The 10,021-nt window shown below is 69.7% G+C and carries 7 protein-coding genes; 6 read left to right on the top strand and 1 reads right to left on the bottom strand.

Annotation, left to right across the window (positions count from 1 at the left end):
* Positions 1-40: 40 nt before the first annotated feature.
* The 3 genes from B3G12_RS00700 to B3G12_RS00710 all read left to right on the top strand — a co-directional run bounded on the left by B3G12_RS00700 (position 41) and on the right by B3G12_RS00710 (position 2,985).
* A complete protein-coding gene (locus B3G12_RS00700) occupies positions 41-1,564 on the top strand; it encodes an aldehyde dehydrogenase family protein (protein WP_290498592.1) in 1,524 nt (507 codons plus the stop codon).
* Positions 1,565-1,855: 291 nt separating this feature from the next.
* The gene (locus tag B3G12_RS00705; RefSeq protein WP_144942332.1) at positions 1,856-2,356 is read left to right on the top strand and encodes a DUF779 domain-containing protein; all 501 of its coding nucleotides are present in this window, start codon (positions 1,856-1,858) and stop codon (positions 2,354-2,356) included.
* 464 nt (positions 2,357-2,820) lie between these two features.
* A complete protein-coding gene (locus tag B3G12_RS00710) occupies positions 2,821-2,985 on the top strand; it encodes a hypothetical protein (RefSeq protein ID WP_290498595.1) in 165 nt (54 codons plus the stop codon).
* 92 nt (positions 2,986-3,077) lie between these two features.
* On the opposite strand, the gene B3G12_RS00715 is transcribed toward B3G12_RS00710, so the two are convergent.
* Complete coding sequence (locus B3G12_RS00715) at positions 3,078-4,727, bottom strand: sugar transferase (protein ID WP_290498597.1); 1,650 nt, start codon at positions 4,725-4,727, stop codon at positions 3,078-3,080.
* Positions 4,728-5,875: 1,148 nt separating this feature from the next.
* Between B3G12_RS00715 and B3G12_RS00720 the strand changes: the two genes are divergently transcribed.
* The 3 genes from B3G12_RS00720 (at position 5,876) to B3G12_RS00730 (ending at position 9,987) form a co-directional block, all read left to right on the top strand.
* Positions 5,876-6,529 carry a Maf family protein gene (locus B3G12_RS00720; RefSeq protein ID WP_144942334.1) on the top strand — a complete coding sequence of 218 codons (654 nt, stop codon included), beginning with the start codon at positions 5,876-5,878 and terminating at the stop codon, positions 6,527-6,529.
* Positions 6,530-6,633: 104 nt separating this feature from the next.
* On the top strand, positions 6,634-8,451 hold the full coding sequence (locus tag B3G12_RS00725; RefSeq protein ID WP_144942335.1) for a biotin carboxylase N-terminal domain-containing protein: 1,818 nt from the start codon (positions 6,634-6,636) through the stop codon (positions 8,449-8,451).
* Positions 8,452-8,583: 132 nt separating this feature from the next.
* The gene (locus B3G12_RS00730) at positions 8,584-9,987 is read left to right on the top strand and encodes an MFS transporter (protein ID WP_144942336.1); all 1,404 of its coding nucleotides are present in this window, start codon (positions 8,584-8,586) and stop codon (positions 9,985-9,987) included.
* The last annotated feature ends 34 nt before the right edge of the window (positions 9,988-10,021 follow it).

The raw sequence follows: 10,021 nt of genomic DNA on the forward strand, positions 1-10,021 counted from the left end.
TGTGGTGCACATCACTTCCGCAGACAGGACGGTCGGTTTCATGAGCGTGTACACACAGCCCGGCAAGGACGGCTCGGTCGTCACCTTCAAGCCCCGCTACGAGCACTTCATCGGAGGCCAGTGGGTGGCGCCGGTCAAGGGTCAGTACTTCGAGGACGTCACCCCGGTCACGGGCCAGGCGTTCACAGAGGTCGGGCGCGGAACCGCGGAGGACATCGAGGCCGCGCTGGACGCGGCCTGGGCCGCCGCACCGTCGTGGAACGCCTCCACGCCCACGCAGCGCGCGATCATGCTCAACAAGATCGCGGACCGCATGGAGGAGAACCTCGAGCTGATCGCCGTCGCCGAGACCTGGGACAACGGCAAGCCGGTCCGCGAGACCCTCAACGCGGACATCCCCCTGGCCATCGACCACTTCCGGTACTTCGCCGGTGCGATCCGCGCGCAGGAGGGCCATCTCTCGCAGCTGGACGAGGACACCGTGGCGTACCACTTCCATGAGCCCCTCGGTGTCGTCGGCCAGATCATCCCCTGGAACTTCCCCATACTCATGGCCGTGTGGAAGCTCGCCCCGGCGCTGGCCGCCGGCAACTGCGTGGTGCTCAAGCCCGCCGAGCAGACTCCCGCCTCGATCCTCGTGCTGATGGAGCTGATCCAGGACCTCGTCCCGGACGGCGTGGTCAACATCGTCAACGGCTTCGGCGTCGAGTGCGGCAAGCCGCTCGCGTCCAACAAGCGCATCCGCAAGATCGCGTTCACCGGTGAGACCACCACGGGCCGACTCATCATGCAGTACGCGTCCGAGAACATCATCCCGGTCACCCTGGAACTCGGCGGCAAGTCGCCCAACATCTTCTTCGAGGACGTCGCCCAGCAGAAGGACGGCTTCTACGACAAGGCGCTGGAAGGCTTCGCGTTCTTCGCTCTGAACTCCGGCGAGGTCTGCACGTGCCCGTCCCGCGCCCTGATTCAGGAGTCCATCTACGACCAGTTCCTCGCGGACGGCATCGACCGCGTGTCCAAGATCGTGGCGGGCAACCCCCTGGACACCGACACCATGATCGGCGCGCAGGCCTCCACCGACCAGCTGGAGAAGATCCTGTCCTACCTCGACATCGGCAAGAAGGAGGGGGCGAAGGTGCTCATCGGCGGCGAGCGCGCGGAGCTCGAGGGCGACCTCGCCGGCGGCTACTACGTGCAGCCCACCGTGTTCGAGGGCACCAACAACATGCGCATCTTCCAGGAGGAGATCTTCGGGCCGGTGCTCTCGGTGGCGAAGTTCGGCTCGTACGACGACGCCATCTCGATCGCCAACGACACCCTCTACGGTCTGGGCGCCGGTGTGTGGGCTCGTAGCGGCAACACCGCCTACCGCGCAGGCAGGGCCATCCAGTCCGGCCGCGTGTGGGTGAACCAGTACCACAGCTACCCGGCGCACTCGGCATTCGGCGGGTACAAGTCATCCGGCATCGGCCGCGAGAACCACCTGATGATGCTGGACCACTACCAGCAGACGAAGAACATGCTCGTGAGCTACACCGAGTCGCCGCAGGGCTTCTTCTAAACCCCACTGAGACAGCGGTTAGACCCGGGGCGGTGTCCACACAGTGCCCGCCCCGGGTCGTCGTCCCGGCGTCCCTGGACGGTCCGGGTCAGGGCGAGAAGGTCAGCAACGCCAGCATGAGGCCCGAGGCGACGAGGAGATTGCCGACCAGCGCCACGTAGCGGCGAGCCCGTCCGCCGCAGGCGGAACAATTGCCAGCCATCTCTTCCCCCGGCCGCACCTCCACGACCATGCTGGGGGCACACGCGATGCGCCCCATGGGGCGTCCCCGACCACGAACAGAGGCCGCACATGAGCATCGGAGCACAGACCACCGCGTCGGTTCCCGCCGGACCCGAAAACGGGCCCCATGGCGAGCAGGAGTCCGCGGTCGAGTTCCCGCCCGGGATCGACGTGGCCCTCACCGCCACCGCCACCGTGGCCGGGGAGACGGAGTCGCGGGTGGGGTTCACCCCGGCCGCCGTGGAGCTGATGCGACAGCTGTGGGAGAGCCACGGGGCGCTCATGTTCCACCAGTCCGGTGGGTGTTGCGACGGGTCCGCTCCCATGTGCTTCCCGGCGGGCGAGTTCCGCACCGGGGATTCGGACGTCCTGCTCGGCGTTGCCGATCTCACGGCACAGGACGGATCCGCGCTGGGCCCGGTGGAGTTCTGGATCTCCGCCGAGCAGTTCGAGGCGTGGCGCCGCACCCGTCTGGTGATTGACGCGGTCCCGGGCCGGGGCTCCGGATTTTCCCTGGAGACCCCCACGGGCAAGCGCTTCCTCACGCGCAGCGAACTGTGCTCCGTCTAGGACACACATGGCGGTGACCTGGGACCATCCGGCGTTCGGAGATCCCTTTCTCGGCACGCGTGGAGCTGGCACACGCCGAGGTTCAGTTCCTTGCGCGTAACACGCACGCGGACGCCCTGCGGGTCAAGGGCTACGCCACGGACCCCCGGCTGCTCCACCCATGCGGGCACAGCACAGACGTTGACGTTCTCGTGGGTCCCCGGCTCGTGGCGCGGCTGACGGTCCTCCGTACGGGCCAGAGGAACCACGATGCGCTGCACGGCCCCTGGAACCTCGGCCCCCGACGTGAGCAACTGTGTGAGCAGCAGGCGAGAGGCCAGGGCCAGCAGGTCCAGAAGGGATGTCGCCCCCGGCCACGAGAAGCATCACAACGATGCGGGTTTTCATGGGCCGGGGTGCCTGGGTCGATGCGGGGCGGAGATCCCGGAGGGCTCCCCCACATCCTGCGCCCTGCACTCTCAGCCATGCCCCACCTGCTCTTCGACTGCCACGGCACCGTGGCCCGCTCCCCCGCCGTGCCGGACGAGGGCGTCCGAGACCCCCACCTGCGCGGCATCCACGCCGCACGGGCCACGGTGCAGCGCCTGGAGCGCGGCGTCGCCACCATCCTCCCGCTGCTGGCACCGTGAGTAGCCCGAAGACCGCCCCCGTGAAGCCGGGGAAGAAGATGCGCCACGGCGCGGCCCGACGAGGCGGCCGCCTGGTTCGGTGGTCTCACGGCTCAGTACGCCGCGTCACGGGTGAGCACGGCCCTGACGGTCTTCAGCACGATGATGGCGTCCCCCGCAAGGGACCAGTTCTCCACGTAGGCCAGGTCTGGGCACACGCTCTCGTCCGCGGAGAAGGAGGAGCGTTCACTCACCTGCCACGGCCCGGTGATCCCCGGCTTCACAGTCAGCCGGGGCTGGTGGTTCTCCGGCAGCTGCGCCACCCCGCTCGCGAGCTGGGGGCGCGGGCCCACCACGCCCATGTCCCCGCGCAGCACGTTGAGCAGCTGGGGCAGCTCGTCCACGGACCAGCTGCGCAGCACACGGCCCACGGGCGTCACGCGCGGGTCGTTGTGCAGCGTGAGGAGAGACCCGTGGCCCTGGTTGTCCGCACGCAGCCCCGTGACCTCGACCTCCGCGCCCACGCGCATGGAGCGGAACTTGTACATCGTGAACGCCGCGCCGTCGATCCCCACGCGCTGCTGCCGGTAGAGCACGGGCCCGCCGTCCTGCAGCTTGACCGCGAGCGCCGCGAGCACGAGCAGAGGGGAGCAGAGCAGCCCCCCGAGCACCGCGACCACCAGGTCGAAGCCGCGTTTGAGCACGTACTTGGCACCCGTGAGCCGAGGGGCGTCCACGGTTGTCAGCGGCAGGCCCGCCACGGGGCGCCAGTGGATGCGGGGACCCACCACGTCGGTCAGGCGGCTGGTCAGCACGAGGCGCACGTCCGAGCCCTCGAGCTGCAAGGAGAGGGAGCGCAGGAACTGGCGGTCGGTGTCGGCGTCGTCGGCCACGATCACGGTGCGCAACCCGGTCTCGTCGAGCACCTCCTGGGTGCCTTCCCACGAGCCCAGGTTGCGCAGCACCGTGCCGTCCATCAGCTGGATCTGATCGGGAGCGTCCGGCTCCGCGCAGAGCACGGCGGCCACCCGGTAGCCCGCCGCGGGGATCCGGGCGATGTGCCCGGCCGTCCACGTGACCGTCGGTGTGGAGCCGATCAGCAGCGCGTGCTCCATCATGGTTCCGGCGGCCCTCCGGCTCACGAGCACCTGCCGCAGCAGCCAGCGCCCCAGGATGAGCAGCCCGAACCCCAGCGGCAGCGCGAGCGCCAGGAAGCCGCGGGCCACATCCAGCTGGAAGACCACGGCGGCCAGGGACAGCCCGCCCAACAGCACGAATGTGGCATTCGCCACCACCCGGTACTCGACGTCGCCGAAGCCCAGGTGGTGGCGCGAGTACGCTCTGCGCACGGCGAGCGCCGCGATCCACGCGAGCCCAATGAACGCGGAGATCGCGGGGCAGCTCAGCCACGGCGCACCCACCACCGTGGCGGTGTTCGCGCGCCCGAAGCGCAGCCCGGTGGCCACGCCCATCGCCGCGCCCACCGCGAGCAGGTCGCACAGCAGCGCCGCGGCCCGGTAGGGCACCCACCACGGGGTGCCGAGCGGACCGTGTACGGGTGCCGGTTCTGCGATGTCGCGCACCAGCCCGGGGCGGTGGGCGGGGGCGACGTCGCCCGCGGGCGGCCCTGCCCCGGCAGGCTCCTGGCGCGCCGTTCCCGGGACCAGCGTGTGCGCGGCACCGGGTGCCAGCTGAGAAGACGCCCCGGATGCCGCCCGGGCAAGCGCCTCGGGAGCCGAACGCGCCTCCGTCTCGGGCGACACTGATGCCTGGGGAGACGCCTGATGCGTTCCACCGCGTACGTGCACCAGCGATCACCTCCTGCCCCGGAATTTCTCGCGTCATCGTAGCAAGATGCATGCGTCTGCGTGGATTCGTCCCCAAGTCAGAGGCGCATGCGGGACTCGTCGCGGACTGACTCGCGCGGGCAGATCCCACCCCCGACCGGCCGCGATCCGGCTGAGCGGCTCCATGGAAAGGCGACCGATGCATCCATGTGCGACGCGTCACAGGCCGTGCGACTGAGCGTCAGGGGCACGGGCATGGACGTGACGCTGGCCGGGGCCCTCGGACCCTTCTGGGCCGAGCGCAGGCACGGGAAAGACCACCGTCGCCGCGACCCTCGGGCGCGCTCTGGAGTACCTGGCCAACGACACGGTGCGCGTGGACCCGAGTGACCTGCGCGCCCCTGTCCGAAGCCGCTGTCGGTCGTCACGCGCAAGGGCGGCTCCCAACGGCAGGTCGCCCCCGGGGACCTCGGCCTGCGGCCGGTCACCAGGCAGGTGCGGCTGGGCTCGTTCGTCCTGGTGGAGCGGCAGACGACGGATGCCGCAGATCCTGCCCCCCGCCGGACTCAGCGAAACCCTGCCCCTGGTGGTCGCGCTGTCGAGCCTCGCGCCCAGCATCTCCGCGCTGCCCTCGGTGCCCGCACCGCTGAGCACCCTCGTGCGGACGGTCGCCGGGTGCGCGGGGTGCGGGCCGCACGCTACCGGTAGGTCGACGACGTTGCCGCCCTCCTCACGGGCCCCGCCACCGCACCGCTGCCGCCCCGCCCGCTCCCCGGCCCCTCGGTCGAGGACGCGCCCTCCCGGACTGAGAATCAGGAGTCCTCCGTGCTTGCAGTCCACAGACACGGAACCCTGATCCGCACCCTGCCGGACCAGCTGCCCCCGCTCCGTCCACGAACTGGCCGCTGCACTGAGGGAGGAGCACGGCGAGGACCCCCGGGCGGAGGAGTTCACACGTCGCAGCATCCGCAGCCTGGTGCAGCTGGGTGTCCTGCGCTCGGACGAGGACCGCGCGGCGCAATCAGGGACGGACCGAACCGATGCGAGCGGGCAACGGATGGCGCTGACCGGAGTGGATGGAACATGCGCGGGCGCAACCGATCCTGCCGCCGTACAGTTGCAGCGTGGAACCTTCCCTGATCCTCGCCTCCCAGTCCCCGGCCCGCGCGGGCCTGTTGCGCAGGGCCGCCATCCCGTTCGACGCAGTCGTCTCCCACGTGGACGAGGACGCCCTGGTTCGCGCCGAGGGGCCGTTCACGCCGGCGGAGACCGCGCTGCGCCTGGCCCGCGCCAAGGCGGAGGCCGTCGCCCAGCTGCCGCAGGCGCAGGGCCGCCTGGTGCTCGGCTGCGACTCCGTGTTCGAGCTGGACGGGGAGTCGTACGGGAAGCCGTACGAACCGGACGTCGCGCTCAAGCGCATCACCGCCATGAGCGGGCGGGCGGGCACGCTGCACACCGGCCACTGGCTGGTGGACGCCCACGACGACGCGGCCCACCCGGCCGGACACGGGGCCCTGAGCTCGGCGACCGTTCACTTCGCGCAGATGTCCCCCGAGGAGATCCGGGACTACGTGGGCACCGGAGAACCACTGCAGGTGGCCGGCTCCTTCACGCTGGACGGGCGCGGATCCGTGTTCGTGGAACGCGTGGAGGGGGACCCGAACGCGGTGGTCGGACTGAGCCTGTCCACGCTGCGGGCACTGCTGCGCGACGCGGGCGTGTGCGTCACCACGTGGTGGGACGCCCAGCCGGAGGGCGCACAGCACAGCGCGCAATGATTTGTAGAACTTCTACAGTTCACGCGGTTCTCGGCGCCGACACTTAGGCGTTCCCCCCGGCGGGGCACTAATCTTTCGGAGAGATGTCGACAAGGAGTTATCACGTGACCACCACCTCGCGGCAGCACGAAGAGGCCGCCACCGCACCCCGTCCGCTCACCAAGGTCCTGGTGGCCAACCGTGGGGAGATCGCGGTCCGTGTCATCCGCGCCGCGCGTGACGAGGGCATCGCCTCGGTGGCCGTGTACGCGGACCCGGACCGGGACGCCCTGCATGTGCGCATGGCGGACGAGGCCTACGCCCTCGGTGGCACCACCGCCGCGGACTCCTACCTGCAGATCGACAAGATCCTCGACGCCGCCGCCCGCTCCGGCGCGGACGCCGTCCATCCCGGCTACGGGTTCCTCTCCGAGAACGCGGACTTCGCGGCGGCCGTGCTCAACGCCGGTCTCACGTGGATCGGCCCTCCCCCGGCGGCCATCCGCCAGCTGGGGGACAAGGTGGCCGCCCGCCACATCGCGGAGAAGGTCAACGCCCCGCAGGTGCCCGGCACCGCGGACCCCGTGACGAGCGCCCAGGAGGTCCTGGACTTCGCGGACGAGCACGGCCTGCCCATCGCCATCAAGGCGGCCTTCGGCGGCGGCGGACGCGGCATCAAGGTCGTGCGCGAACGCGAGGCCATCCCGGAGCTGTACGAGTCCGCCGTGCGCGAAGCGACCGCGGCGTTCGGCCGCGGTGAGTGCTTCGTCGAACGCTTCCTGGACGCACCCCGCCACGTGGAGACCCAGTGCCTCGCGGACCAGTTCGGCAACGTCGTCGTCGTCTCAACCCGCGACTGCTCGCTGCAGCGCCGCAATCAGAAGCTCGTGGAAGAGGCTCCGGCACCGTTCCTCACGGACGAGCAGAACCAGCGTCTCTACGAGTCCTCCAAGGCCATCCTGCGCGAGGCCGGGTACCAGGGCGCGGGCACGTGCGAGTTCCTCGTGGGCCAGGACGGCACCATCTCCTTCCTGGAGGTCAACACGCGCCTGCAGGTGGAGCACCCCGTCTCGGAGGAGGTCTCCGGACTGGACTTGGTGCGCGAGCAGTTCCGCATCGCCCGCGGCGAGGCGCTCGGCTACGAGGACCCCGAGATCCGCGGCCACAGCTTCGAGTTCCGCATCAACGGCGAGGACGCCGGGCGCAACTTCATGCCCTCCCCCGGCACGCTCACCACGTTCACCATGCCCTCCGGGCCCGGGGTGCGCGTGGACTCTGGTGTGGAGGCCGGAGAGACGGTGGGCGGCAGCTTCGACTCCATGCTCGCCAAGCTCATCGTCACGGGCGCGAACCGCACCCAGGCCCTGGAGCGCTCCCGCCGTGCCCTGCAGGAGCTGAGCATCGAGGGCATGCCCACGGTGGTCCCGTTCCACCGTGCCGTCGTCTCCGATCCGGCCTTCGCCACCCCTGAAGGCACCCCGTTCACCGTGCACACCCGCTGGATCGAGACCGAGTTCGACAACCAGATCGAACCCTTCAGCGCTGCCCCCGAGCCCTCGGAGGAGGAGCCGGAGCGGCAGAGCATCGTGGTGGAGGTGGGCGGCAAGCGCCTGGAGGTGACCGTCCCGCAGCAGCTCGCGGGCCCCCGCTCGGCCGCCCCCACCGCGCAGAGCAAGCAGCGCAAGCAGCGGGCCACGCGTGGTTCGGCCGCGGCCCGCGGTGCATCCGGGGACTCACTGACCTCACCCATGCAGGGCACCATCGTGAAGATCGCCGTGTCCAACGGGGATGAGGTCTCCGAGGGCGATCTGATCGTGGTGCTCGAGGCCATGAAGATGGAGCAGCCCCTCACGGCGCACAAGTCCGGGGTCGTCAAGGACCTGGACGTCTCGCAGGGGGACACCGTCTCCGCCGGGACCGTGCTCGCCTCCATCACGGGCTGAGCGGATAGGGGCAGCGCGACGACGCCGCCGCGGTCAAGACGGCGTCTCAGAATGTGAACTCCCCAGTTCACGATGTGGTATCCGGCGCTCTATCTTGAAGACATTCAGACCACCTGTCCTGTGAGGTTCACCATGTCTTCGCCCGTGTCCACCGTGGACCCCGGTTCTGCAGCGCAACGCCCCGCCGTTCCGCGCAGCCGCGTGATCCTGGCCTCCCTCGTGGGGACCACGATCGAGTTCTACGACTTCTACGTCTACGCCACCGCCGCCGTGGCCGTCTTCCCCGCCCTGTTCTTCACGGGCGAGAACGACACCGCCAAGCTGCTGGCCTCCATGGCCACGTTCGCCGCCGCGTTCTTCGGCCGCCCCATCGGTTCTGTGATCTTCGGGCACTACGGTGATCGCATCGGACGCAAGGCCACCCTGATCGGCGCGCTGCTGACCATGGGTGTGGCCACGTTCCTGATCGGCATGCTGCCCACCTTCTACCAGATCGGCATCTGGGCGCCTCTGATCCTCACGATCCTGCGCTTCTGCCAGGGTCTGGGCCTGGGTGGCGAGTGGTCCGGCGCATCCCTGCTGGCCACCGAGTACGCGGAGGAGGGCAAGCGCGCGCGGGCCGCCATGTGGCCGCAGCTCGGGGCCCCGTTCGGGTTCATCCTGGCCAACGGCTTCTTCCTGCTGCTGACCGTGGCCATGCAGTTCGGCACCGCCGGTCACGAGCTCGGCGCGAACCACCCGTTCCTGGTGTGGGGCTGGCGCATCCCGTTCCTGGCCTCCGTGGTCATGGTCCTTCTGGGTCTGTGGGTGCGCGTCAAGCTCGAGGAGACCCCCGTGTTCCAGCGGGCGGAGCAGCAGGGTGAGAAGGTGAAGGCCCCGGTCATCGACGTCTTCAAGACCTCGTGGGTGCAGATCGTCCAGGGCACGTTCATCATGCTGGCCACCTACGTGCTCTTCTACCTGATGACCGCGTGGATCCTCTCCTACGGCATCGGCAAGCCCGCCGCCGGGGGGCTTGGCGTGCAGTACCGCACGTTCCTGATCCTGCAGCTGCTCGCGGTGCTTCTCTTCGCGGCCATGGTCCCGGTCTCCGGCTGGCTCGCGGACCGCTTCGGACGCCGTTCCTCCCAGCTGGTGATCACCTCCGCCATCCTGCTCTTCGGCCTGAGCTTCGGGCTGATCATGGACCCGGCGCACGTGGGCACGGGCACGGACGCGTCCCTGCCGCGCATCCTGTTCTTCCTCACACTCGGCATGACGCTGATGGGCCTGACCTTCGGCTCGATGTCCGCGATCCTGCCGGAGCTGTTCCCCACCAACGTGCGCTACACCGGTTCTGGCATCGCGTACAACGTGGCCTCCATCCTGGGCGCGGCCATCACCCCGTACATCGCGGTGATGCTCAACTCCTCGTACGGGGTGGGCTCGGTGGGCCTGTACCTGTCCTTCGCGGCGGTCATCACGCTCGTGGCCCTGTGGTTCTCCCCGGAGACCCGCCACGTGGACATGTACGCCGTGGGCACCCCCACGCCGTAGGGCCGCTTTCCCTCGCTACGACGACGCCGCGGTG

It is taken from the genome of Kocuria sp. UBA5001 (assembly GCF_002398425.1).
Taxonomy (GTDB): domain Bacteria; phylum Actinomycetota; class Actinomycetes; order Actinomycetales; family Micrococcaceae; genus Kocuria; species Kocuria salsicia.

What these genes read in the sequence shown, in the direction of transcription:
- B3G12_RS00700 (WP_290498592.1), top strand. Translation starts at nt 41, where the DNA reads ATGAGCGTGTACACACAGCCCGGCAAGGACGGCTCGGTCGTCACCTTC.
- B3G12_RS00705 (WP_144942332.1), top strand. Translation starts at nt 1,856, where the DNA reads ATGAGCATCGGAGCACAGACCACCGCGTCGGTTCCCGCCGGACCCGAA.
- B3G12_RS00710 (WP_290498595.1), top strand. Translation starts at nt 2,821, where the DNA reads ATGCCCCACCTGCTCTTCGACTGCCACGGCACCGTGGCCCGCTCCCCC.
- B3G12_RS00730 (WP_144942336.1), top strand. Translation starts at nt 8,584, where the DNA reads ATGTCTTCGCCCGTGTCCACCGTGGACCCCGGTTCTGCAGCGCAACGC.